The sequence below is a fragment of the Domibacillus sp. 8LH genome (assembly GCF_038806185.1).
Lineage (GTDB): Bacteria > Bacillota > Bacilli > Bacillales > Domibacillaceae > Domibacillus > Domibacillus indicus_A.
In genome coordinates, this window is record NZ_JAVJNG010000014.1 from 69,896 (window position 1) to 92,297 (window position 22,402).

The 22,402-nt window shown below is 42.9% G+C and carries 28 protein-coding genes and 2 pseudogenes; 26 read left to right on the forward strand and 4 right to left on the reverse strand.

Translation table 11 applies throughout. The annotated features are described in order from the left end of the window. The first annotated feature begins 163 nt into the window (after nucleotides 1-163). Together RG959_RS15765 and RG959_RS15770 are read left to right on the forward strand one after the other, a co-directional pair. Nucleotides 164-460: an IDEAL domain-containing protein gene (locus RG959_RS15765; protein WP_251273563.1), complete on the forward strand. Its 297-nt coding sequence runs from the start codon at nucleotides 164-166 to the stop codon at nucleotides 458-460. An 88-nt stretch (nucleotides 461-548) separates the two neighbouring features. Next, entirely contained in the window at nucleotides 549-785 is a 237-nt protein-coding gene (locus RG959_RS15770) for a WYL domain-containing protein (RefSeq protein ID WP_342797928.1), read from the forward strand. A 527-nt stretch (nucleotides 786-1,312) separates the two neighbouring features. Here RG959_RS15770 and RG959_RS15775 read toward each other — a convergent pair. After that, the gene (locus tag RG959_RS15775; protein ID WP_309087424.1) at nucleotides 1,313-1,531 is read right to left on the reverse strand and encodes a hypothetical protein; all 219 of its coding nucleotides are present in this window, start codon (nucleotides 1,529-1,531) and stop codon (nucleotides 1,313-1,315) included. Between the two features lie 139 nt (nucleotides 1,532-1,670). Between RG959_RS15775 and RG959_RS15780 the strand changes: the two genes are divergently transcribed. Genes RG959_RS15780 through cotJC form a run of 3 tightly spaced genes read left to right on the forward strand, consistent with a single transcriptional unit; the run spans nucleotide 1,671 to nucleotide 2,764 of the window. Further along, on the forward strand, nucleotides 1,671-1,916 hold the full coding sequence (locus tag RG959_RS15780; protein WP_242233051.1) for a spore coat associated protein CotJA: 246 nt from the start codon (nucleotides 1,671-1,673) through the stop codon (nucleotides 1,914-1,916). Next, nucleotides 1,909-2,172 (forward strand): spore coat protein CotJB, encoded by a 264-nt coding sequence (locus RG959_RS15785; RefSeq protein ID WP_251273561.1) that lies wholly within the window; start codon nucleotides 1,909-1,911, stop codon nucleotides 2,170-2,172. The genes RG959_RS15780 and RG959_RS15785 overlap by 8 nt, the downstream gene beginning before the upstream one ends. Before the next feature lie 22 nt (nucleotides 2,173-2,194). Beyond that, on the forward strand, nucleotides 2,195-2,764 hold the full coding sequence (gene cotJC, locus RG959_RS15790; protein WP_251273560.1) for a spore coat protein CotJC: 570 nt from the start codon (nucleotides 2,195-2,197) through the stop codon (nucleotides 2,762-2,764). Between the two features lie 50 nt (nucleotides 2,765-2,814). Here cotJC and RG959_RS15795 read toward each other — a convergent pair whose 3' ends face one another. Continuing rightward, the gene (locus RG959_RS15795) at nucleotides 2,815-2,919 is read right to left on the reverse strand and encodes a YjcZ family sporulation protein (RefSeq protein ID WP_251273559.1); all 105 of its coding nucleotides are present in this window, start codon (nucleotides 2,917-2,919) and stop codon (nucleotides 2,815-2,817) included. Nucleotides 2,920-3,062: 143 nt separating this feature from the next. Here RG959_RS15795 and RG959_RS15800 point away from each other — a divergent pair, with 143 nt between their 5' ends. The 10 genes from RG959_RS15800 (at nucleotide 3,063) to RG959_RS15845 (ending at nucleotide 11,000) form a co-directional block, all read left to right on the forward strand. Beyond that, entirely contained in the window at nucleotides 3,063-3,713 is a 651-nt protein-coding gene (locus RG959_RS15800; protein WP_315692237.1) for a YiiX/YebB-like N1pC/P60 family cysteine hydrolase, read from the forward strand. 201 nt (nucleotides 3,714-3,914) lie between these two features. After that, complete coding sequence (locus RG959_RS15805; protein WP_342797930.1) at nucleotides 3,915-4,166, forward strand: hypothetical protein; 252 nt, start codon at nucleotides 3,915-3,917, stop codon at nucleotides 4,164-4,166. Between the two features lie 154 nt (nucleotides 4,167-4,320). Continuing rightward, nucleotides 4,321-4,611, forward strand: a complete 291-nt coding sequence (locus RG959_RS15810) for a hypothetical protein (protein WP_242233045.1) — start codon at nucleotides 4,321-4,323, stop codon at nucleotides 4,609-4,611. A gap of 71 nt (nucleotides 4,612-4,682) precedes the next feature. Beyond that, the gene (locus RG959_RS15815; protein ID WP_050182798.1) at nucleotides 4,683-4,976 is read left to right on the forward strand and encodes a Dabb family protein; all 294 of its coding nucleotides are present in this window, start codon (nucleotides 4,683-4,685) and stop codon (nucleotides 4,974-4,976) included. 146 nt (nucleotides 4,977-5,122) lie between these two features. Then, entirely contained in the window at nucleotides 5,123-5,602 is a 480-nt protein-coding gene (locus RG959_RS15820) for a site-2 protease family protein (RefSeq protein ID WP_342797931.1), read from the forward strand. 160 nt (nucleotides 5,603-5,762) lie between these two features. After that, complete coding sequence (locus tag RG959_RS15825; protein ID WP_342797932.1) at nucleotides 5,763-6,953, forward strand: DNA polymerase IV; 1,191 nt, start codon at nucleotides 5,763-5,765, stop codon at nucleotides 6,951-6,953. After that, a complete protein-coding gene (locus RG959_RS15830; protein WP_342797933.1) occupies nucleotides 6,950-8,272 on the forward strand; it encodes a D-serine ammonia-lyase in 1,323 nt (440 codons plus the stop codon). The genes RG959_RS15825 and RG959_RS15830 overlap by 4 nt, the downstream gene beginning before the upstream one ends. Nucleotides 8,273-8,410: 138 nt before the next feature. Then, nucleotides 8,411-9,427, forward strand: a complete 1,017-nt coding sequence (locus RG959_RS15835; protein ID WP_342797934.1) for an ABC transporter ATP-binding protein — start codon at nucleotides 8,411-8,413, stop codon at nucleotides 9,425-9,427. After that, on the forward strand, nucleotides 9,420-10,211 hold the full coding sequence (locus RG959_RS15840; RefSeq protein ID WP_342797935.1) for an ABC transporter permease: 792 nt from the start codon (nucleotides 9,420-9,422) through the stop codon (nucleotides 10,209-10,211). Before RG959_RS15835 ends, RG959_RS15840 begins: the two co-directional genes overlap by 8 nt. A gap of 3 nt (nucleotides 10,212-10,214) precedes the next feature. After that, on the forward strand, nucleotides 10,215-11,000 hold the full coding sequence (locus tag RG959_RS15845) for an ABC transporter permease (RefSeq protein ID WP_342797936.1): 786 nt from the start codon (nucleotides 10,215-10,217) through the stop codon (nucleotides 10,998-11,000). A gap of 33 nt (nucleotides 11,001-11,033) precedes the next feature. Here the strand turns inward: RG959_RS15845 and RG959_RS15850 are convergent, their stop codons facing one another. Then, nucleotides 11,034-11,795, reverse strand: a complete 762-nt coding sequence (locus RG959_RS15850) for an SDR family NAD(P)-dependent oxidoreductase (RefSeq protein WP_342797937.1) — start codon at nucleotides 11,793-11,795, stop codon at nucleotides 11,034-11,036. Between the two features lie 611 nt (nucleotides 11,796-12,406). Between RG959_RS15850 and RG959_RS15855 the strand changes: the two are divergent. Next, nucleotides 12,407-13,207 (forward strand): annotated as a pseudogene (locus RG959_RS15855) (GGDEF domain-containing protein). A gap of 204 nt (nucleotides 13,208-13,411) precedes the next feature. On the opposite strand, the gene lexA reads toward RG959_RS15855, so the two are convergent. Continuing rightward, nucleotides 13,412-14,029 carry a transcriptional repressor LexA gene (lexA, locus tag RG959_RS15860; protein ID WP_242233037.1) on the reverse strand — a complete coding sequence of 206 codons (618 nt, stop codon included), beginning with the start codon at nucleotides 14,027-14,029 and terminating at the stop codon, nucleotides 13,412-13,414. A gap of 153 nt (nucleotides 14,030-14,182) precedes the next feature. Between lexA and yneA the strand changes: the two genes are divergently transcribed. The 10 genes and pseudogenes from yneA (at nucleotide 14,183) to RG959_RS15910 (ending at nucleotide 22,328) form a co-directional block, all read left to right on the forward strand. Further along, nucleotides 14,183-14,494: a cell division suppressor protein YneA gene (yneA, locus tag RG959_RS15865; RefSeq protein WP_342797938.1), complete on the forward strand. Its 312-nt coding sequence runs from the start codon at nucleotides 14,183-14,185 to the stop codon at nucleotides 14,492-14,494. Nucleotides 14,495-14,499: 5 nt separating this feature from the next. Continuing rightward, the gene (locus tag RG959_RS15870; protein WP_342797962.1) at nucleotides 14,500-15,156 is read left to right on the forward strand and encodes a YneB family resolvase-like protein; all 657 of its coding nucleotides are present in this window, start codon (nucleotides 14,500-14,502) and stop codon (nucleotides 15,154-15,156) included. A 74-nt stretch (nucleotides 15,157-15,230) separates the two neighbouring features. Then, a complete protein-coding gene (locus tag RG959_RS15875; RefSeq protein WP_342797939.1) occupies nucleotides 15,231-15,464 on the forward strand; it encodes a DUF896 domain-containing protein in 234 nt (77 codons plus the stop codon). Between the two features lie 119 nt (nucleotides 15,465-15,583). Continuing rightward, nucleotides 15,584-17,587, forward strand: a complete 2,004-nt coding sequence (gene tkt, locus RG959_RS15880; RefSeq protein ID WP_342797940.1) for a transketolase — start codon at nucleotides 15,584-15,586, stop codon at nucleotides 17,585-17,587. A 133-nt stretch (nucleotides 17,588-17,720) separates the two neighbouring features. Beyond that, nucleotides 17,721-17,936: a YneF family protein gene (locus tag RG959_RS15885; protein ID WP_050182786.1), complete on the forward strand. Its 216-nt coding sequence runs from the start codon at nucleotides 17,721-17,723 to the stop codon at nucleotides 17,934-17,936. Between the two features lie 719 nt (nucleotides 17,937-18,655). Beyond that, a complete protein-coding gene (locus RG959_RS15890; RefSeq protein WP_342797941.1) occupies nucleotides 18,656-20,221 on the forward strand; it encodes an ABC-F family ATP-binding cassette domain-containing protein in 1,566 nt (521 codons plus the stop codon). A 461-nt stretch (nucleotides 20,222-20,682) separates the two neighbouring features. Further along, a pseudogene (locus RG959_RS15895) lies at nucleotides 20,683-20,784 on the forward strand (YneF family protein); the annotation flags it as partial. A 179-nt stretch (nucleotides 20,785-20,963) separates the two neighbouring features. Continuing rightward, a complete protein-coding gene (locus RG959_RS15900; protein ID WP_342797942.1) occupies nucleotides 20,964-21,464 on the forward strand; it encodes a tyrosine-type recombinase/integrase in 501 nt (166 codons plus the stop codon). A gap of 157 nt (nucleotides 21,465-21,621) precedes the next feature. Next, nucleotides 21,622-21,867, forward strand: a complete 246-nt coding sequence (locus tag RG959_RS15905; protein WP_342797963.1) for a tyrosine-type recombinase/integrase — start codon at nucleotides 21,622-21,624, stop codon at nucleotides 21,865-21,867. 203 nt (nucleotides 21,868-22,070) lie between these two features. After that, entirely contained in the window at nucleotides 22,071-22,328 is a 258-nt protein-coding gene (locus tag RG959_RS15910; protein WP_342797943.1) for an ABC transporter, read from the forward strand. The last annotated feature ends 74 nt before the right edge of the window (nucleotides 22,329-22,402 follow it).

Here is a 22,402-nt window from a genome sequence, read left to right on the forward strand (position 1 = left end):
TCTATTAACATAGTATAGCGCATACATTCAAATCAAATGAAATCATAAAAGGCGGCCAAACAAATCGGCAGGCAGTGAAGCTGAACATGATATATGGATGGTTTATTTCCCTCAAGGGTGTGAAAAAGGATTTCTAAACAAAAAACAAAGGGAGGCGTTTAAAATGAATATAGGGGAGTGGAAAATGATCGAAATTGGAGGTTCAACAGCCATCGGCTATGTGAGCAGTATCAAAAATCACAGCTGGCATAGAGAATGCGTTGAATTTACAAAAGTAGGATGGATCACAAACAATACGATCCAGTGGCGCAAACCGACTCAGGGAATTTATGAATCGAGCCGTTTCCACTCTGCTGCACAGCTACTCGACTTTTATCAAGATAAAACAGCGCTGATTGATTTGGCATTGCTGACAAGGGACAAAGAATGGTTTGAGGAATTAACAGTAGATATTTTTTAACCCCCGTTGTTTGCGGACAGACGTTCGATTTTTAGTTGCTTTTTGAACGTTTGTTCGGTACAATAGAAGAAGAAAGGGAGGTTAAAAAATGAATGGATTGTTTCAAATGTCCCTTGAAGAAAAAAAGCCAATTGTGATTATGTACATGACGGACGATCGGGTTATTACCGACCGCAGCATTATTGTAAGGAAAATTCATTCTGACTATATTCGGGCTTACTGCTTTAAACGTGGAACATTACGTACGTTTAAGCGTGACAATATTTTGGCGGCCTCTAAGCCGTTTCGAAAAAAGAAATACAACCAGTTTAAAACTGCTTTATAAGTACCTTTTAAAGGGCAGGATACCAAGCGCAGAAATATCACCGCCGGGCGGCATTTCTGTGCTTTTTTGTTTGTGAAAAATCCAAAAGCGGAGAGCTCAGAACGGCCATAGGATGCACGGCATGAATTTGTTTATGATAAAACATATGGGCGTTCAAACGATAAAGGAGGAAATCGTGTAAACGATGAATGGAGTCTATTAGGCGGAGCTATTATAAACAAAAAAAAAGAGCAGAGCGGAAGCCGTTCATCGGGTTAAATATGGATGGGCTTTAAGTAAAAGCCCATCTTTATCAGGCATTTGAAGATATCCGCCTGCTGAAAATAGAACAGGCGAGTACTGGTCAAAAAAGGTGGTACTCGGAATCGAACCGAGGATAAAAGTTTTGCAGACCTTTGCCTTACCACTTGGTGATACTACTATTCTATTAAACTGGTTTATGCAGCAGAAATAAAAAACATTTCTTTCGAAAATAAAAAAGCGCCTCTTTTAAAAGAGGTGCTTTTTTTAACCATTACTCGTTTGACTCATTCTTTTTTTCTTTTATGTTCTTGTTCAATTTGGCTGCGGATGGGTGAATGATCGATAACTGCCTGCGCCTGCTCGGCCGTCATGCCGCGCACTTTTTGCAGCCAATTGGACATATGTTCTTGTTCACTTTGGAATTCATCAAGCTCAAGCTGCCTTGTTCTTTCTTCTTTTGCAATCAAATAATCTTCATAAAGACGCTGATAATCAATGTGCATGCTGCATCGCTCCTTTTTACATGCTCTACCCAAAAAAGGGAAAAGGAAAAACCTTTTCTTTTTCGGTTTCTCTACTTGCGCATAATCTTGATGCCTGTACATACACATAGGAAAAGAACAAGAGATAGGGGGACAAAGTATGAGCAGCCAGCCGCAATCTTTTTCATCTTTGAAGTCTTATGTACCACGACATGGGCCATTTGATCCTTGTCCGCCGATCGGATGTAAGTATTACAGTACGCCTCCGAATCTGTACGTGGGCTTTCAGCCGCCGGGCCTTCCACAGTTTTCTCCCAGAGAGGCGCTGAAAAAAGGGACTCTTTGGAAAGTATTTTACGATTACTATGATAATCCGTACCGAAAAGGAGGACGAAGCCGTGGCTAATCCTCTGCCAAAGGAATATTACCAGCAGCTCGAAGAAATTCAAGCGGCTGACTTTGTTGTGCTTGAATTAATTCTTTATTTAGACACGCATCCTCATGATCCGCAGGCTCTTGTGCAGTACAAACAGTTTGCTCAGTACAGTAAACAGCTGAAGCAGGCTTTTGAAGCGCAGTTTGGTCCGCTCCAGCAGAACAGTCCGAATACATCTACGGCTGAATGGACGTGGAGCACTTCTCCCTGGCCGTGGCAGGTCTAAAAAATGAAAAGGTGGCTATCGAATGTGGATTTATGAAAAAAAGCTGCAATATCCCGTGAAAGTAAGTACATGCAACCCAACGCTTGCCAAATATTTAATGGAACAGTACGGAGGAGCAGATGGAGAGCTTGCCGCTGCACTCCGCTACATGAATCAGCGCTATACGATTCCGGATAAGGTAGTTGGGCTTTTAAATGATATTGCCACAGAGGAATTCGCTCATCTTGAAATGATTGCCACCATGATTTACAAGCTGACAAAAGATGCCACGCCCGAGCAGCTCCGTGAAGCCGGGCTCGCTGAGCATTATGTCAGCCATGACAGTGCTCTTTTCTATAATAATGCGGCTGGTGTGCCATTTACCGCTGCGTACATTCAAGCAAAAGGGGATCCGATTGCGGATTTGTACGAAGATATCGCCGCTGAAGAAAAAGCCCGGGCCACCTATCAGTGGCTTATTGATATATCCGATGACCCGGACTTAAACGATTCCCTCCGTTTCCTGCGGGAAAGGGAAGTTGTACATTCCCAGCGTTTCCGGGAAGCTGTTGAAATCGTGAAGGAAGACCGCAGCCAGAAAAAAATATTTTAAATGAGAAAAAGCCAGAGCCGCCGGCTCAGGCTTTTTTGTTTGTCCATACATTAAACAAACGCTGTACCGATAATAATGAGGAGAATAAACAAAACGACAACAAGCGCGAAACCTGATCCATACCCCCAGCTGTTTCCTTCCTGTTTAGCACCCATTTTTTCCACCTCCACATAGTAGTGTATGCGGCAGAAAAAAACATTCCTGGACAAATCGGCAGACAAGGGTATTTCTTAGGGACAGCTTCAAATTGGAAGCATACCGTATAAAGAATGAAACTGATTTTTGAAGGAGGGGGAAAATGAGCTCTCAAAAGTTTAATGGTATCATTCAAATTCCCTATTCGCAGGCCGTTTCGAAAATTCAAACCGGCGATCTCTTATTTTGCAGTGGAACTTCTTTGATCTCTGAATTTATTAAAAAAGCATCCAATTCTCTTATGAGCCATGTCGCTTTTTTAGTGCGCTGGCACGGCCGGATTCTCGTATTTGAAAGTATAGAAAGCGCCGGGGTGCGTGTGATTCCGCTGGCTCAATACGTAAAGGGAAATCGACAGACAGGTGAAAAGTATAAAGGGGCGCTGTACATAGCGCGCCACAAAACCCTCATTGATTCTTCATTCGATAGAAGAAAGCTGCACTATATGATTGGAAAAGCGCTTGATTTGCTTCATCAAAATTATGACCAGGCAGAGCTGGTCCGAATTTTAACGAGAATTAAACTGGGCATTGGACGGCATAAAGAAAATGAAGAATATATTTGTTCGGAGTTTGTAGATTTATGTTTTAAACAAATAGGCGTTGAGTTTCCACGGACAAAAGAAGGTTTTATCTACCCCGAACATATTGCGGCAGATCCCAATGTTTACCCGATGTTTCAAATGGTTCCTGACTTATCAGGCGAAAGGGTGAACGCAACCGCCAAAACAATCAATCCGTACACACACAGATAAATAAAATTGCGCTGATCTGTTTGCTTCATAACAAAACGCTCCTTTTTCATAAGCTGCTCACCCTTAGTATGGATGGTCCTTTTAAAAATATTCTTATTTATTACATTATGTGCTAAATTCAAATAAATTATAAAAAGGCTTATAATAAAGCAGGAAAGGGAAAAGAATGTTATCGACAAAGAAAAAAGGAAGTGACCAGCCATGCAAATTGAAAAACGCGCATTAGATTTGCTAAATATCATGAAAAACGGCGAAAAGCCAGGACAGGGAGAAACAAGCCTTCAGTCATTCGGAGAAGCGCTTCATTTTCTTGATTCCAATAATCTTGCAACAGGCATTACAGTGAACCGGTCCGATGAAGGAGACATTGTCGGCTGCACGATTGAAGATGAATACTCCGTTACAGAGTCGGGATATGAATTTCTTGAAAAAAATGCGGGACGAACAGAATAAACACATGGAGAAGCTGCTGAAGGCCGGTAACAGCCGGTAAAAGCAGCTTCTTTTTTATGCCAAATAAACAAAGAATTTAAATCGTAAAAAGGAGCGCATTCATGTGCGTGTATGCATCTAATATAAATAGCAGTGGCGGCAAGGAGGGGGACATATGCTTAAACCGGGTGATTGGGTTATTATTGCGAATGGGCAGGAACGAATTATCGGCTTCATACGTGATTTTTCCAGGCTGCGGAATGAAGTATATATTGTGCAGGTATCAACGTATATGGATAAACGAATTACACCTATGAAACCAGTCCTTGAAGTAGTGGAAAGTAAAAAAATTATGGCTGTCGGCTTAACCCTTGCAAAAGAAGATTGGGATGCGATGATTGATCTGGCTATCATGACCGATGATGAGCAATGGTTTCGACAATTATCTAAAAGAAAACCGGGATAAAAACACATATTTACCGCCAGGCTTAAAAATGATATATTCACAGTAAATGGATGATGAAAAGAGGATAAAACATGATTGACCACATTGTACTTGTTAAATTTGCAGAAACGACGACTGTCGAACAGCTTGAGGAAGTAGTCAAGCGCTTTAAAGCCCTTGAACAGCACCTTGAGGGTGTCATTGATATTCAAGCTGGAATTAACTTTTCAGAAAAAAATCAAGGCTACCAGGTTGTTCTTACCACGCGCTTTGAAAATAAAGCAGCTCTTGAAGCATACGGTCCTCACCCGGAGCATCAAGCTGTCGCTGCTTTTATTCGTGAAGTTGGCCGTCTCGACAGTATCGTCGTTGATATTGAAATTTAACAGCTTTGACTCCTTGAGCGACCAAGGAGTTTTTTTATATCAATGCGATAACAATTATTAAAAATGGGTTATATCAGGATGAGGCGTTTTAATAGGGTTAAAAGAGGTAAACTCCTTACGAATGTTTATTTAAAAGGGGTTTTTGCATGTTTAGTTTAGACGATATGGGTGCGTTTATATGGGCATTTTTCATTACGCTTCCGCTGACGCTGCTCATTCATACAGCAGGCCATGCGTTTTTTGCCCGCTTGTTTGGCAGCAAAACCTCTCTTGTGATTGGCCGGGGAGCCAAACTGTGCCGGGTAAAAAACCTGGAAATCCGAAGATTTTATTTTATTGATTCTGCATGCCATTACAATGACCTGAAACATGACCGCCGCTGGAAGCATGCGCTTATTTATGCAGGAGGCCCCATTTTTAATCTTTTATCGATTTTTGTTGTGAACGGCTTGATTTATCATGGCATTTTGCCGCCACATCTCTTTTTTTATCAGTTTGTTTATTTTTCGATTTATCTTGTGTTTTTTTCCATCCTTCCGATCGATTATGGAAGGGAAAGACCGAGTGATGGAAAAGCGATTTACGATGTGCTTAAATTTGGAAAAGTATATAAGGAATTTGATTAACACCCTCATGAAGTCCTTCATGGGGGTAAACTTCTTTCCTTTAGGCCAGCAGCAAAGCGGCAGAGCGAAAAAAATGCTAAAATAAGAATAGAAAAAATTGACCGTTATGTAATCCATGTGTAATCAAAAAACGACAGCGATTCAAGAGGGAGGTGAGCATATGGCGGGCTTTTATCCGAAAAATGGCCGTGTGATTTTTCATATCGATGCGAATGCGTTTTTTGCCAGTGTAGAGATAGCTGAAAATCCGGCATTAAAAGATAAGCCGGTCATCATCGCCGGAAACCCGCAGGAGCGAAGAGGCATTGTGGTGGCAGCCAACTATTTATGTAAACATAAAGGGGTTTATACAACGATGGCGCTACGGGAAGCGCTGAAGCTTGTACCGGAAGCGGTTGTGATCAAACCGAATCATGCGTTATATAAAATGTACTCAAAGCGGATTTTTGCGCAAATAGCCAAGATCTCTCCCTTGGTTGAGTATGCTTCTATTGATGAAGCGTATCTTGATATTACAGCTTGTGAACACCTAGGCTCACCAATTGATATTGCGACAGGCATTCAGAAGAAAATAATGGATGATTTTTCCATTCCGCTTTCTATTGGTATTGCTCCGAATAAATTTTTAGCTAAAATGGCAAGCGACATGAAAAAGCCGCTTGGCATTACTATATTAAGAAAACGGGATGTTGAGCGTGTACTTTGGGGCAGGCCGGTGGTGGAAGCACACGGGATCGGGGCCAAAACAGCTGCAAAGCTGATGGAACATGGAATTGCCACGATGGGCGATCTGGCAAAAGCAGATGTGAAAAAACTTCAGTCTATCATGGGTGTACGAGGGATACGGATGCGGGAGCGGGTCAACGGAATAGATGACCGGCCAGTGGATCCGGAAGCAAATACGTCGTATAAGAGCATTGGAAACTCCACGACTTTCCCCGAGAATCTTACCGAGCCGGCCATTATTTATGCTAAGCTTCGTCTGCTCGCCCGCTCGGTCAGCGAAAGGATGAAAGCGAAGGGGGCGGTTTCGCGCACCATTCAAGTGATGATCCGTTACAGTGACTTTAAAACCGTCACCAGAAGCCAGACGCTGCCGGCTGATATTCAGGAAGAAGAAGAGCTCCTCTCAGCAGCGGAAGCGATCTTTTTCAAGCACTGGACAGGAGAGCCAGTCCGGCTGCTGGGCATTACTGCACAAAATGCTGTCCATAAGCAGACGCTGGAAACGCAAATGGATTTGTTTTCTTTTCAGAAAGAAGCGGACAAGCTTGAACCGCTTGTAACGACAGTTGAAGCATTAAAACGGAAATTTGGAGAGGGCATTATTAAAAAGGGGTGGGTACAATGAAAAGAGACAAACAAATGTCATTTAGCGAACCTGCGGCGGCTGTGATTGAAAGCCTGCAGCAGCGTCAAAATGTCCTATGGGTAAACCGAAATCGGCATAACCGGGTTCCGCCCTTGTTTTCGCTCCAGGACGTAGAAGAAGCAGAAAAAAGGCTCCAGCGGTTTGCCCCTTATCTGGAAGTCCTTTTTCCTGAGCTGGAGAAAGAAAAAGGATTTATTGAATCGCCCGTCGTGCCAATCCCGGAGATGAAAGCATGGCTGGAGACGGCAGCAGACCGGCAGATCGAAGGCGGTTTATGGCTAAAAGAAGATCACAAGCTTCCGATTTCCGGTTCGATCAAGGCGCGCGGCGGGATTTATGAAGTATTAACATATGCCGAAGAGCTGGCACTGAAAGAAGGCCTGATCACAGAAGAAGATGATTACCGTGCTTTTAATGGTCCGGCTTTTAAAACCCTTTTCTCATCGCATCGAATCATTGTCGGCTCAACGGGAAACCTTGGACTCAGCATTGGCATAATGGGCGCCAAGATGGGGTTTCAAGTAACCGTGCATATGTCGGCAGACGCAAAGAAATGGAAAAAAGAGCTGCTTCGTCAAAAAGGCGCCCTTGTGGTGGAACATAAAGCGGATTATGAAAAAGCGGTTGCCGAAGGAAGGAACGAGGCTGCACAGGATTCGCGCGCATATTTTATAGATGATGAGCATTCGCACCGGCTATTTTTAGGCTACGCAGTGGCAGGACTTCGGCTGAAGCGCCAGTTTGATGAAAAAGGAATCCTTGTGAATGAACAGCAGCCTCTTTACGTTTATTTGCCATGCGGCATTGGGGGAGGCCCGGGCGGTGTGGCATTCGGCCTCCATCTTGCTTTTGGTCCGCACGTTCACTGTTTTTTCGCCGAGCCGGCAGAAAGCGCCTGTATGCTGCTCGGGCTTGCCACTGGACTGCATGATCGTATTTCAGTGCAGGATATTGGCTTAACGAATCAAACGGAAGCAGATGGCCTTGCTGTCGGCCGTCCGTCCGGATTTGTCGGAAAGCTTGTTGAACCCTTTATAGCCGGCAGCTGCACGGTGCATGATGACCAATTGTTTGCCATGCTGAACGGGCTTGCCGAAACAGAACAGATCAAGCTTGAACCGTCCGCTTTAGCCGGCATGATCGGGCCTGTGCTCTTGGCTGGAGAAAAAAAGATAGGCGGCCAGCCGATTCATCTTGTATGGGCGACCGGCGGCAGCATGGTCCCAGATGAAAAGATGGATGCATACATTCAAAAAGGACGCACGGTTCTAGCTGATTGCCTGAACATCAAGAAATAAATACAATCTGCCATTTTCTATGGAGAAAATGGCTTTTTTATTTGGAAGCAGAGTTTTAGTATTTAAGAAAAATTATTTGTGTCTCTCTGTGCTCTCCGGTAAACTATTGAAGGTGTAAAAGAAGAGGAGACGTGTATCGTGGAAAATATGATTGAAGTAAAAGATTTGCGCAAAGAGTTTAAATCGCATTCGAGCCGCTCCGGATTAAAAGGAGCTTTTCGTGATTTATTCACGCGCCAGTATAAAGTGGTTCCGGCTGTAAACGATATTTCCTTTACCGTAAAACGGGGGGAAATGGTCGGCTATATCGGTGAAAATGGGGCGGGAAAATCAACAAGCATCAAAATGCTGACTGGCATTTTAACACCGACATCCGGCATTGTCCGCGTGAACGGAATGGACCCGCATAAAGAGCGGGAACAGTTTGTTCGTTCGATTGGTGTTGTTTTCGGCCAGCGGTCACAACTTTGGTGGGATATTGCCGTGCAGGAATCATTCCGCCTGCTGAAAAAAGTATATAATGTGCCGGATGATGTATATAAGAAGCATATGGGTCATGTAATCGAATCTCTTGATATTGGCCCGCTTTTAGACAAGCCGGTCCGCAAGCTGTCACTTGGCCAGCGAATGCGGTGTGAGCTGGCGGCAGCACTTCTGCATAACCCGCCGCTGTTGTTTTTGGACGAGCCGACAATTGGGCTTGATGTATTGGTGAAACTAAAGATTCGCGAATTTTTAAAAGAGATGAATGCCACATACAACACAACCGTGCTGCTGACTACACATGATTTAAGTGATATTGAAGCACTGTGTGAGCGGGTTGTCATGCTTGATGAAGGCAAAATTATTTATGATGGCCAGCTCGAAAGCCTGCGTTCTAACTGGGGAGAAGGCAAGCAAATTGAATTTCAGTTTGCCAATACGGGTGTTACAAAAGAAGAACTTCAGCCGCTTTTGGCCGAACTGGACGGAGCATGGACACCGGGAGACCGTCAAAATGTCTGGATTGCCAATGTACTCAATGAAGAGCATGTGATTTCTGAAGTGATCGGCCGCGTGGCGGCTGCCCATAAAATTACTGATTTAAAAGTGCACGAGATTTCGATTGAAGATATTATTCGCAATATTTACGAAGAAGGCGTGACAAATGGGTAAATACATCGAAATGATCCGGATTCGCTTTTTAATGATGCTGGCGTACCGGACTAATTATTACAGCGGTATTTTGATTTACAGCATTAATATTGGCGCATATTACTTTCTTTGGAATGCCATTTACGGTGAAAAAGGGTCTATTGAAGGCATGAGTGCGTTGCAGATGACGTCTTATGTAGCCATTGCTTGGATGGCGCGGGCGTTTTATTTTAACAATATCGACCGGGAAATTGCACAGGAAATTAAAGAAGGAAAAGTAGCGGTCGAGCTTATACGTCCCTATAACTACCTGCTGATGAAAACGATGCAGGGACTTGGAGAAGGGATTTTTCGCCTGTCATTTTTTTCATTGCCGGGCATGATCATTGTCGCACTCATTTTTCCGATTGCTTTTTCCGCCAACCCGGCAACATGGCTGCTTTTTGCCATTTCACTCGTCTTCAGCTTTTTGATTAACATGCAAATCAATCTGCTCACCGGTATTTTAACATTTTTCCTTTATAACAATACCGGGCTTATTCGGGCAAAACGCGTGGTAATTGACTTGTTTTCCGGCCTGCTGCTGCCCATCAGCTTTTTTCCTGCCTGGGCTCAGCAGGTGATGAATTATTTGCCGTTTCAAGGGATCAGTTATGTGCCGAGCATGATTTTTACAGAAAGCTTTACACAGCCTGAAATTATTCATGCTGTTCTGTTTCAGATTATCTGGGTGCTTATTTTAATTCTCCCTATCCAAATGATTTGGCTGATCGCCAGAAAACAGCTTGTTGTACAGGGGGGGTAAAGAATGAAATATATAGGGCTCTTTTTTCAATATGCCGCCCAATACATGAAAACGCGGCTTACCTACCGGACAGATATGATTGTCGAAATTGGATCAGATTTAATGTCCCAGGCAGTTAATTTTATTTTTATTTTGCTTGTTTTCGGCCATACAACGATGATCAGCGGCTGGAGCCGGGATGAAATTATTTTTATTTACGGCTTTTTCCTTGTGCCTTTTGCGATATTCGGTGCTTTCTTTAATATTTGGGATTTTAATGATCGATATATCGTAAAAGGAGAAATGGATCGTATTTTAACCCGCCCAATTCACAGTCTTTTTCAAATTGTGCTCGAGCGGATGGAGCTTGAATCGCTGTTCGGCGTCATCACGGGAACCGCTGTTATGATTTATGCGGGAAGCCGGCTTGACTTGTCATTTGCCTGGTACGATCCTTTTGTGATGGTCCTGCTTGTACTTGGCGGAACGCTCGTGTACGCGTCTATTTTTGTTTTGATTGCCAGTATCAGTTTTTGGTCGGACAGCCCGACGAGTATTATGCCGATGATGTACAATATCGGAAATTATGGCCGTTATCCGGTCAACATTTACAACAATATGATCCGGTTCGTTCTCACCTGGATTTTGCCGTTTGCATTTGTAGGTGTATACCCGGCCGCTTATTTTTTAGGGCGGGAAGAATGGTATACGTATGCATTTTTAACACCGGTTATCGGCCTTGTATTCTTTCTGTTTTCTATTTTTATGTGGAATGTGGGAGTGACAAAATACCGGGGAGCCGGAAACTAAAAAACGCCAGCCGTTATCGGGCTGGCGTTTTCTTTATCCTTGTGTAATAGACTTGGCCACTTTGGCAGTGGTACTCCGTGGCAAAAACTTAGCTGCAAAAGCGCCGGCTTTGTTTTTGCTGCCTGTAATGACTACTCGTTTATTTTTCAAAAGACCTTCCACACCTTCTCTGGCCACCTGTGCAGCGGACATAGGCTGGCTGAACATCTTCGTTTCTTCCACACTTGCCACTGTCCCGAAGTTTGTTTTTGTCGGGCCTGGACAAAGCGCAGTTACCGTAATGTTGGTGGCGCTTAATTCCTCGGCGAGTGCTTCTGAAAAAGACAAAACAAATGCTTTTGTTGCAAAATAAACGGCCATCAGCGGTCCAGGCTGAAATGCCGCTGTGCTGGCTACGTTTAAAATGCGGCCGGAATTTTGTTCACGCATGCCCGGAAGAAAACAGTGGGTAAGTTCGGTGAGTGTAATCACGTTCAGCTGCATCATTTCTGTCTGCTTTTCTAAACTGAGCTCGTCAAAAGGGCCAAACAGGCCAAATCCAGCGTTATTAATGAGTACATCAATATGAATGCCGGATCGATGCACTTCATCTGCTACTTCCTTAGCGGCTCCCGGCTGGCCGAGATCTTTTACGATCAGTTTCATTTCTGTATCTGGGTACGCATCGGCGAAAGCCTCCAGCTTTTCCCGGCTGCGGGCCACAAGAACGAGATTATATTCAGCCTCCGCAAATATTTTGGCAAATTCCAGCCCCAGGCCGCCTGAGGCGCCTGTGATCAAAGCTGTTTTATTCATTCTCTTCAGCTCCTTTTCTTTGCTACTTTAACAATAAGAGAAGAAAAGGTATTTTGCAAAAACAAGCCTGTCTCTTTTTTCGTTTTGATAAATGAAAGAGAATTTTGTACAATGAATATCATTGGGAATAGGAAAAAAGAACGATATAAAGAAAAGAGAATGCTTATGACATTGTTGCATCTTCCTAAAAGACTGCCCGCGGAAGAGAAAAAAAGCTGGAACATAAACTATTTAAAGAAAACATGCAGCGGACAAAGCTTTTCGCCAAACTGGTCATTTTTTTCGAAATGCTTTTGATTGTGTTTAATCTTTCAACTGCTGTCTCAGAAGGAAGAGACATTTTTTCATTTGACTTTTATTTAACCATGTATCTTGTGCTGATCGGTTTAAGTATCGCGCACTTAATCATGGTCCGATTCTTTGAAAAAGGTGGCAGTGCCGATTCGATCCACACTCGCTGGTACCGAAAAGGGCTGCTGGCTGTTGTTGTTCTTTTTCTTACATGGGGAGGCGTTGTGACACTTGAAGACCAGCGGCATTACGGCCATGTGATGGCATTTGTCGTGAATGTTATGTGTGTGTCAATTTTATTTCATGCCACAAATCGGGCGATGCTTTGGATCTACAGCCTGCCTGTTTTGGTTGTATATGGCGGCCTGCCTTTTTTTCAGTCATCTGCCGATGTTTTAGCCGGCCATTATATTAGTTTAACGGTCTTTTTATTTTTTTGCTGGCTCACCTCACGAATGCTTTATGCCTATTACTATAAGGATTTTTATCAAAACTGGCTGCTGCATAACGCAAATAAAGATTTAGAAGAGCAAATCCAAAAAAATATCGAGATGAATGTTCAGCTTGAAGAAGCTAATAAACAGCTGCAGGCACTTATGCTGACAGATGAACTGACAGGCATTCCAAATCGCAGAGGCTTCAGGGACTGTTTAACAGAAGAAATAAAACGTTCAGCCGGGACGCGCCCTGTTGCTTTTGTGATGATTGATATTGACTGCTTTAAGCAATACAACGATTTTTATGGCCATATGAGAGGAGATGTCGTGATCCGGTCCACTGCCCAAACTATTCATCAGCATATTCCTTCTCGCGCTGGCTTTGCAGCGCGCTATGGCGGCGAAGAATTTGTCGTTGTGTTGTTTGATCAAACAGAAGAATGGGTGAGAGAGCTGGGCAATACGATTTGCCGAAAGGTTCGGGAGCTGTAAATTGAGCATGCTCGTTCAACAGCTGCCCATTGTGTAACGATCAGTGTGGGCATTCAAACAGGGCATGTTGAGGAAGGGATAGATAGCCTGTTGGCTCTGGCAGATGATGAACTGTATCGGGCAAAAGAAAATGGGCGGAATCAAGTGTCCATAAATAAAAATAAAGTTGACATATTACACAATAGCGTGTAATATAGTTTATGCGATGAGCTCGTTTGCGTAAGACGATCAAGCATTCCTTTATAGGAGCATGTTGTGGAGCATGGCTTGAACGCCGCAAATTTTCGAGAGACACCCTGTTTTCGAACAGGGTGTTTTTATATACCAAAAAATCCCCTAAAATTTTTTAGGGGATTTTTTCATGCTGCGCACTTTTGTTACATAGGATGAACAAGCTTAATGAACTTGGCGATATACACCAATGACTTTTCCTAGAACGGTCACATTCGGCAGTAAAATAGGCTCCATTGAAGAGTTTTCCGGCTGCAGGCGAATATGGTCAGCTTCTTTGTAAAAACGCTTCACGGTTGCTTCGTCGTCTTCAGTCATAGCCACAACAATATCACCATTTTTCGCCGTTTGCTGCTGTCTGACCACTACATAGTCGCCGTCTAAAATACCAGCTTCACGCATACTTTCACCCACGATTTCCAGCATAAATACCTGCTCATCCGGTGGAGCAAGACGTTCCGGAAGAGGAAAGTACTCTTCTACATTTTCGATCGCTGTGATAGGAAGACCAGCCGTTACTTTTCCGACAACCGGTACATTAACAGGGTGCTGTTTAGGCACTGAGCTGTCTGTGTCTAATATCTCGATTGCACGAGGCTTTGTCGGGTCCCGCCGAATATAATTTTTTGCTTCAAGGCGGGCAAGGTGTCCGTGGACCGTTGAACTTGATGCGAGTCCAACAGCTTCTCCAATTTCACGGACAGATGGCGGATAGCCCTTTTGACGAACCTCATCTTTAATGAAATCGAGAATATCCTGCTGGCGTTTTGATAACTTAGTCAATGTTTGCACCTCACTTAGGAAATATTTACGTATAGTATAACATGTGTTCTGAATTTTCACAAACGTAAGTTCGAATTATCGCTTGACTGAAACAATCGTTCGCCTTAGAATGGATTATATCACGAACGAGTATTCGAGGAAAGGGTGTTCTTAGTGGGAAAAGCAAAAAACTATTCATTTATGTTATTATTAGCGGTGATGATGGCCTCAGCGGCGTTATACTTTAGCTTTTCAGGATCCGGTGAACCCACTTATCAAGCGATAAAAGTGGCAAAGGGAGATTCACTTTGGAGCTTAGCAGAAGATTATAAAAACCTACATAACATGGACCAAATCGAGTTTATAAAATGGGTCCAGGATAAAAACGATTTAATTACAACAAAAATAGTGCCAGGAGAAGAGTTAACGATTCCAGTCCCTGCGGATGAAAATGACAGCGGGCTTCAACTGGCAGACGGGAAATGATCATGATGAAGAAAGCGGCTATTTACTGCCGGGTGAGCACAGAAAACGAAGCGCAGGAAACATCACTGGAACGTCAGGAGGAAGAACTTCTGGCTCTTGCGCATGAAAAGGGATTCGAAGCGGTTAGCGTGATCCGGGACCGGGCAAGCGGATACGAGCTGAACCGGCCGGGTATGCTTGATCTGCTTGACCTTGTAAAACAGGAAGAAATTGATGTGGTACTGATTCAGGATGAAACAAGAATTGGACGGGGCAATGCGAAAATTGCACTGATTCACTGTTTGTGGAAAGAAGGTGTCTCGGTTTTAAGCATCGCTGACGACGGCGAGCTGCAATTGTCCGAATCGGATTCAATGGTTCTTCAAATTGTCAGTATGGTGGAAGAGTACCAGCGTAAAATTCATAATTTAAAAATTAAACGCGGCATGAAGCGGGCTGTTCAAAAAGGATACCGTCCCGAGAAAAATTTAAAAAACAGGGGCAACGAAATGGGACGTGTCCGGAAGGAAGTGCCGCTTTCTGAAATTGTCCGCCTTCGTGAAAACGGACTTACATATGAAGAAATTGCGGCAACACTCCGGGGATTCGGATATGAAATTTCCCGTGCAACTGTCCATCGCCGTTATATGGAGCATGCAGAAAGCCAGGCTGTTGACCAATAAGCTTTTTTCTTGTCAACCCTTGTGCATTTCTGTACGATAACGGTAGTGGAAGTATCGGAAAGGAGCGGGAAACGATGTTATCATCTGACAAGATTGCACGTATAAATGAACTGGCCCAAAAAGCAAAAAGAATGGCGCTGACAGACGAAGAGCTGCAGGAACAAACTGCGCTTCGGCAGGAATATTTACGTGTTTTCCGTACGTCAATGCGGGACACAGTCGAACACGTCCGGGTGTTTGATCCAAACGGCAATGAAGTAACACCGAAAAAAGTGCGAGATATTCAAAAACGCAGAAAAATGAATTAATGGAAAAAAGAGACAGTGAGAGCTGTCTCTTTTTTCACATTGTTCTGTGTTTTTGTTGTATATTGTGCCAAAGACATTTAATATATAAGGGTAAATCCCCTTTTGAAAGGATGAATCTGATGTTTGATAAGACAGATCAGCTTGCGGTCACAACGATCCGTACGCTGTCAATCGACGCAATTGAAAAAGCAAATTCCGGCCACCCGGGTTTGCCAATGGGTGCAGCGCCAATGGCGTACGCGCTTTGGACAAAAGTAATGAATCACAATCCGAAAAATCCAGAATGGTTCAACCGGGATCGATTCGTACTTTCAGCAGGTCACGGTTCCATGTTGTTATACAGCTTGCTTCATCTTGCCGGCTACGGTCTTTCGCTTGATGAAATCAAAAATTTCCGTCAATGGGGAAGTAAAACTCCAGGACACCCTGAATACAAACATACACCTGGCGTAGAAGCGACAACCGGGCCTCTTGGACAGGGTATTGCGATGGCAGTGGGTATGGCAATGGCTGAACGCCACCTGGCATCTGTGTACAACAAAGAAGGACATGAAGTGATCGGCCACCATACATATGCGCTATGTGGTGATGGTGACTTAATGGAAGGTGTAGCGTCAGAAGCAGCATCACTTGCGGCGCACTTGAAATTAAGCCGTCTTGTTGTTCTTTATGATTCGAATGATATTTCACTGGATGGAGACCTTAATAAGTCATTTTCTGAAAGTGTGGAAGGCCGCTTCAAAGCATATGGCTGGAACTACATTCGCGTTGAGGACGGCAATGATCTTGAAGCTGTTACAAAAGCGCTTGAATCAGCGAAACAAAACGAGAACGCGCCAACCATCATTGAAGTAAAAACAGTGATCGGCTATGGTTCTCCAAACAAATCCGGTAAATCAGCTTCTCACGGTGCACCGCTTGGTGAAGATGAAATGAAGCTGACGAAAGAATACTACAAGTGGACGTTTGAGGAAGACTTCTATGTTCCTGAAGAAGTAAAAGAGCGTTTTGAACAGGAAGCGGTTCAGCGTGGTGCCCATGCGCAAGCTGAGTGGGACAAATTATTTGCTTCGTATAAAGAAAGTTATCCCGAATTGGCAGCACAGCTTGAAAAAGCGATCAACGGCGATCTGCCAGAAGGCTGGGAAGATGCTCTTCCTGTTTATGAAGAAGGAACATCAAACGCAACGCGTAACACATCTGGTGAAGCGTTAAATGCGATTGCAAAAGCTGTGCCAACGTTTATCGGTGGTTCTGCCGACTTGGCTGGATCAAACAAAACAACGATCAAAAACACAGCGGACTTTTTGCCAGGCAGCTATGAAGGCCGCAACATCTGGTTTGGTGTCCGCGAATTTGCGATGGGTGCTGCGATGAACGGAATGGCTCTTCACGGCGGTCTGCAAGTGTTTGGCGGAACATTCTTCGTGTTCTCTGACTACCTGCGTCCAGCAATTCGTCTGGCAGCGCTGATGGGTCTTCCTGTCACATACGTGTTTACACATGACAGTATCGCAGTCGGTGAAGACGGTCCTACACATGAGCCGGTCGAACATCTTTCTTCATTCCGCAGCATGCCAAACCTGTCTGTAATTCGTCCGGCAGACGGTAATGAAACAGCAGCAGCCTGGAAAGTGGCGCTTCAAAGCAAATCAACACCAACAGCTCTTGTGTTGACCCGCCAAAATCTTCCGGTTCTTCCGGGTTCAAAAGAGCAGGCGCATGAAGGTGTCCAAAAAGGTGCTTATACGGTTGTAAAAGCGGAAAAAACACCAGATGTTCTTCTTTTGGCAACTGGCTCAGAAGTCGGTCTTGCTGTAGAAGCACAAAAAGTCCTTCAAGGTGAAGGTATTCACGCGAACGTTGTCAGCATGCCGTCATTTGACCGTTTTGAACAGCAGGATGCTGCGTACAAAGAATCTGTTATTCCGAAATCAGTAAAAAAACGTCTTGCCGTTGAAGTTGGTTCTTCATTTGGCTGGCACAAATACACAGGCGATGAAGGAGACATTTTGGCAATCGATCAATTTGGCGCTTCTGGACCTGGTGATCTTGTGATGAAAGAATTCGGCTTTACCGTGGAAAACGTTGTGGCCCGCGTAAAAGCTCTTTTAGAAAAATAAATAAAAAAGCTGTCCGGAACCTCGGTTCCGGACTTTTTTTGTCACGGTTCTGCAAAAATTTACAGCCTCTAGTTGTATAATGGGCGCTGGTTTAGTACACTTTGAATAGATAACTTGAAGGAGGAACACGTTTATGTTTGGGTATGTGCTTACGGCTGTCCTGGCGCTTGCTGCTGGTGTAGCTCTCGGATTTTTCATCGCACGCCGTTACATGATGGATTACTTAAAGAAAAATCCACCGATTAACGAACAAATGCTGCGTATGATGATGATGCAAATGGGTATGAAACCATCACAAAAGAAAATCAACCAAATGATGGCACAAATGAACAAGATGGAGAAGAAGTAAAACGCTTCTACATCAAGGGTTTGGACGGCTTTCGAGCCGTATTAAGCCATTGTTCATTTGAATGTTTTTGTTGAAAAGGTGAAACCTTCTTTGCAAAAATGAGCAAAACTCGGTTGATTTTTCATAAAAACTAAGATAACCGCCTTTTTCTGGTGAAAGATACACCGAAAGAGGCGGTTTTTTGTGTTGTTAGAAATACTATGGGAGAGTGTGACTTTCACTGTGTCCTTAAAGGCTATACGAAAAAAACGATGATAAACAAACGCCAGGAATAAAAGCAGCTAAAGGGATTTCTCGAGAAAAGGCGTGGGATACAACAACTCAATAAATAGCATCCACACAGACGATTTGAGGGTATACATTCGTTTTAAGCAGCAGGCAGGCTTACAACCGCAAAGTGTGGAATCAATGGCTAAGATGATTACGGCTTTTTTTAATTGGTACATTAATAAGGGGATTAAAATGAAAATCCAATGCGGAAAATGGAGCTGCCAAAAGTAACGAAGAAAATAATGGAAGAGTTCAGCGCTGATGAAGTTTTCGGTATGATTTAGGCGTTTGGTTACTTTTTTCACCAAAACAAAAGGCGAGAAATAAAACTATTATTGCTATGCTGGCTTAGGGCAATGGAGATCAGAACAGTCCCTTGTTTAAATGTACGATGATATGGTACTATTAAAGTTTAATAGAAATTTTGAAGCGAAATGAGGAAACGATAATTGAGCATCCTAACCGTAACAGATTTAAGTCATGATTTTGGCGATCGTGTTATTTTTCAAAACGTATCTTTTCGTTTGTTAAAAGGGGAACATATTGGGTTAGTTGGCGCTAATGGCGAAGGCAAATCGACGTTTATGAATATTATTACCGGACAAATTCAGGCGGATGATGGAAAAATTGAATGGTCCAAAAATCAGCGGGTCGGTTATCTTGACCAGCATGCCGTTTTAGAAAAAGGAAAAACGATTCGTAATGTCCTGAAAACAGCTTTTCAATATTTATTTGACATGGAAGCAACTATTAATCATATTTACGGCCAAATGGCCGATGTAAGTCCAGAAGAAATGGAAAAAATGCTCGATGAAGTTGGAACGCTTCAAGATACACTGACAACCAATGATTTTTACACCATTGATGCAAAAGTGGAAGAAGTCGCGAGAGGACTCGGCTTAGATGGGATAGGGCTTGAAAAAGATGTGTATGATTTAAGCGGAGGGCAGCGGACAAAAGTTCTTCTGGCTAAGCTTCTTCTTGAAAAACCTGATATTTTACTCCTCGATGAGCCAACCAACTATTTGGATGAAGTGCATATTGAATGGTTAAAACGCTATTTGCTGGACTATGAAAATGCGTTCCTTCTAATCTCCCATGATATTCCTTTTTTAAACAGCGTTGTGAATATTATTTATCATTTGGAAAACAAAGAATTAACCCGCTATGTCGGAGATTACCATAACTTTTTAAAAGTTTCTGAAGCAAAAAAACTTCAAGTAGAGGCAGCCGCTAAAAAGCAGCAACAGGAAATCGCCAACTTAAAAGATTTTGTAGCGAGAAACAAAGCACGTGCTTCAACAAGCAGCCTGGCGATGTCCCGGCAAAAAAAGCTGGATAAAATGGATATTATTGAAGTGGCAGGAGACCGGCCAAAGCCTGATTTCCGTTTTAAAGAAGCAAGAACATCTGGGAAGCTAATTTTCCAAACGGAAAAGTTAGTGATCGGCTACGATAACCCACTTTCCAAGCCGCTTGACCTTTCGATGGACCGTGGCCAAAAAATTGCTTTGGTCGGGGCAAACGGAATCGGAAAAACCACTTTGTTAAAAAGCATACTCGGTGAAATCAACCCTCTTTCCGGAAGCGTAGAGCGGGGAGACTATCAGTATATCGGTTATTTTGAGCAAGAAGTAAAAAAAGAAAACAATAACACATGCATTGAAGAAGTGCTGAATGAATTTCCGAGTTTAACGCAAGGCGAAGTCCGGGCGGCATTAGCAAGATGCGGATTAACAAGAAAACACATTGAAAGTAAAATATCCGTACTGAGCGGCGGCGAAAAAGCAAAAGTGCGGCTTTGTAAACTGATGAACCGGGAAAGCAATGTTCTCGTTTTTGACGAACCGACCAACCATTTGGATGTTGATGCAAAAAATGAATTAAAGCGGGCGCTTAAAGAGTACAAAGGAAGCATCCTCTTGATTTCCCATGAGCCTGAGTTTTATCATGACATCGCTACAGACATTTGGAATGTGGAATCCTGGACAACAAAACAAGTGCAAAATACGTAACAGCAGTACAGCTTTCTTTATTACAAAAGGCCAGATCAGCTTCTATACTGATCCGGTCTTTTTTAAAGTAAACTCCTTGCTCCGCTCGCCTCAAATGAAATTGCTATATTGGTTTCAGCAAGTGCTGCCAAAAAGTGCCGGCTGCAGCGGTATTTGACACAGCGTTCCATCAAACAATGCTTGAAAATCATTTCTGTGAAGCCTGCCTTGCCGTATGAGTATTGTCAACAGCCTCTAATGTGGGTAGCAGTTTTTGTTTTTATCTAGGATTGTTATTAAAGAGAGATAATTCTGACACGCCTCTATGGGCGTGTTTTTTGTTTGATGACTAAATCCTTTTTAAACAGAAGGACTCACCATTTTAAAGGATCTCTTCTAGTTTTACGTGGACAATTATCATTTGTCATGGTATATTTTCCAATAACAGATCAAGGCATTATCTTAGTCGGGAATCTCCGCTGTATCAACGTTTGCGTATGATGATGATGCAAATGGGTATGAAACCATCACAAAAGAAAATCAACCAAATGATGGCACAAATGAACAAGATGGAGAAGAAGTAAAACGCTTCTACATCAAGGGTTTGGACGGCTTTTAATCCAGTATTGACCCTGGTTCATTTGTTTGAATCGTGGAAAAGGTTTAACCTTTATCACTATTTTAGCTTTGCTTAGGTTTATTTTTCTTTTAAATAACGATAACCATCTTTACTTGTTAATTAACTTGGAAAGGTGGTTTTTTTGTGGACTTAAAAGGTGTTATGGACGAGTACATTTATCACTGTTTAGCAAAAGATTTTACAGAAAAAACAATAATTAATAAAAGACAGGAATTAAAAAATGTCCGATTGTACTTAGCTGAAAAACGTGGCATTACTAAATTTGAAAGTATTCACTTAGAGGACTTGCGGGCATATATCCGCTTTAAGCAGCAATCAGGACTGAATCCGCAAAGTGTAGTCTCTGTGTACAGAATTGTTGCAGCATTTTTTAACTGGTGCGTGGGTGAAGGGTACTGGCAGGAAAACTTAATGAAGAAGGTTGAAATACCGAAAGTACCGAAAAGGAGAATGACTGGTTTTGGAGCCCAAGACATTTACACGATGATAGAAGCATTTAGCTATAAAAGCTATCATGGAGCCCGTAATAAAGCGATTATAGCTATGCTGGCTGATTGTGGGCTACGGGCAGTTGAAATACGTTCACTGACATGTGAGAACGTGGGTGAAAACTCGATTCTTTAACTAACGGTAAAGGTAATAAGGAACGCCCTGTATTGAAGAAGGTACTAATTAAGTACGAGAGAATGAGAAGTAATTTTATAAGGAATAGGATACTTAAGGAAGACGCTTTTTTTTATCTCATCAGGGTCAAAAACTTTCACATGTTTCATTAGATAAAATAGTCAAGAAAGCAGGAAAAAGGGCGGGAGTAAAAGGTAAAAGAGTATCACCGCACACGTTCCGGCATTACTTTGCATTAACGTGCTTGATGAACGGTATTGACATTTATTCGTTGTCACGCCTTTTAGGTCATTCCAGCATTGTAACTACTCAAAGATATTTAGAGTCGCTGACAGACGAAGCACTAAGCAAACGTGCTACGTCCTGTAGTCTTCTTATGAATATAGGCAGAAAGCCTAGCTAAATGAAAAAATAAAAAAGATCATAAACTACCGCTATTTATCTTTTCCGGGAGCACAATCGTTGAAATAAAAAATTCTGGGGTATATTAAGGGCCTTTTATTAATACTTTTTCTAGCTTCTTTGTGCGTTTCTCTTTAACGAACTTTCAAGCAGCTACGTATTATATAGTAGGACAATTAGTCCTATGAAAGGAGGTGGGCGTCTGTGAGTACGAAACATTTTACATGTAGCATTTTTGATATGTTCTTAGGGTTTTTAGTGGGTGTAGTGTTGCTGCTGCTAACGGTGTGGGGGGCAACACCTGTAATCCCTGGTTTCTTCTCGCTCCTTGGTCTAGAAACCATTGGTGCTACTTTCACCCTCATTATTGCCATACTCAGCTTCCTTGCTTCTCTTCTCTTTGGTCTATGCATATTTAAGAGAGTTTGGCACTGTTGCTTTGGGAAAAAAGGCGGATGTTAATGGATAATTCCAGTCCTAGCAGCATCTGATCTTGTTGATTCATGGGAGAAAGTAAAAAGAAATGCGACTTTCCA

Coding starts and splice junctions, on each gene's coding strand:
- RG959_RS15840 (WP_342797935.1), top strand. CDS start 9,420: ATGGGTAAATACATCGAAATGATCCGGATTCGCTTTTTAATGATGCTG.
- RG959_RS15875 (WP_342797939.1), top strand. CDS start 15,231: ATGTTATCATCTGACAAGATTGCACGTATAAATGAACTGGCCCAAAAA.
- RG959_RS15805 (WP_342797930.1), top strand. CDS start 3,915: ATGCAAATTGAAAAACGCGCATTAGATTTGCTAAATATCATGAAAAAC.
- RG959_RS15810 (WP_242233045.1), top strand. CDS start 4,321: ATGCTTAAACCGGGTGATTGGGTTATTATTGCGAATGGGCAGGAACGA.
- RG959_RS15850 (WP_342797937.1), bottom strand. CDS start 11,795: ATGAATAAAACAGCTTTGATCACAGGCGCCTCAGGCGGCCTGGGGCTG.
- RG959_RS15800 (WP_315692237.1), top strand. CDS start 3,063: ATGAGCTCTCAAAAGTTTAATGGTATCATTCAAATTCCCTATTCGCAG.
- RG959_RS15830 (WP_342797933.1), top strand. CDS start 6,950: ATGAAAAGAGACAAACAAATGTCATTTAGCGAACCTGCGGCGGCTGTG.
- RG959_RS15770 (WP_342797928.1), top strand. CDS start 549: ATGAATGGATTGTTTCAAATGTCCCTTGAAGAAAAAAAGCCAATTGTG.
- cotJC (WP_251273560.1), top strand. CDS start 2,195: ATGTGGATTTATGAAAAAAAGCTGCAATATCCCGTGAAAGTAAGTACA.
- RG959_RS15775 (WP_309087424.1), bottom strand. CDS start 1,531: ATGCACATTGATTATCAGCGTCTTTATGAAGATTATTTGATTGCAAAA.
- tkt (WP_342797940.1), top strand. CDS start 15,584: ATGTTTGATAAGACAGATCAGCTTGCGGTCACAACGATCCGTACGCTG.
- RG959_RS15870 (WP_342797962.1), top strand. CDS start 14,500: ATGAAGAAAGCGGCTATTTACTGCCGGGTGAGCACAGAAAACGAAGCG.
- RG959_RS15780 (WP_242233051.1), top strand. CDS start 1,671: ATGAGCAGCCAGCCGCAATCTTTTTCATCTTTGAAGTCTTATGTACCA.
- RG959_RS15765 (WP_251273563.1), top strand. CDS start 164: ATGAATATAGGGGAGTGGAAAATGATCGAAATTGGAGGTTCAACAGCC.
- RG959_RS15795 (WP_251273559.1), bottom strand. CDS start 2,919: ATGGGTGCTAAACAGGAAGGAAACAGCTGGGGGTATGGATCAGGTTTC.
- RG959_RS15845 (WP_342797936.1), top strand. CDS start 10,215: ATGAAATATATAGGGCTCTTTTTTCAATATGCCGCCCAATACATGAAA.
- RG959_RS15825 (WP_342797932.1), top strand. CDS start 5,763: ATGGCGGGCTTTTATCCGAAAAATGGCCGTGTGATTTTTCATATCGAT.
- RG959_RS15820 (WP_342797931.1), top strand. CDS start 5,123: ATGTTTAGTTTAGACGATATGGGTGCGTTTATATGGGCATTTTTCATT.
- RG959_RS15815 (WP_050182798.1), top strand. CDS start 4,683: ATGATTGACCACATTGTACTTGTTAAATTTGCAGAAACGACGACTGTC.
- RG959_RS15885 (WP_050182786.1), top strand. CDS start 17,721: ATGTTTGGGTATGTGCTTACGGCTGTCCTGGCGCTTGCTGCTGGTGTA.